Below are 249 nucleotides of genomic sequence, written 5' to 3'. Positions count from 1 at the left end.
CTGCCGGTGCTGGCGACGCTAAGCCTGTTCTACGCGGTGGGCCGCTGGAATGGCTTCCAGGATACGCTCATGTATATCAACAGCCCGGAGCTGTATCCGCTCCAGCTCAAGCTGTATCAGATGGTGCAGAACTCGATGATCACCGATCTGCTGAAGAGCGAGGGCGGCCAGCGCAACATGCTGCTCGTGCCGGAGAGTCTGAAGGCGGCCAGCGTCATCTTCGCGACTGTGCCGATCCTGCTCGTCTAC

1 pseudogene is annotated in these 249 nt (G+C 60.2%); it reads left to right on the top strand.

Annotated elements, in window-relative coordinates:
• A pseudogene (locus tag PA598K_RS35605) lies at positions 1-249 on the top strand (ABC transporter permease); the annotation flags it as partial.

This window comes from Paenibacillus sp. 598K (assembly GCF_003851045.1).
Classification (GTDB): domain Bacteria; phylum Bacillota; class Bacilli; order Paenibacillales; family Paenibacillaceae; genus Paenibacillus_D.
The sequence above is the reverse complement of the archived record's forward strand: the minus strand, read 5'-3'. Positions and strand labels throughout refer to the sequence as shown.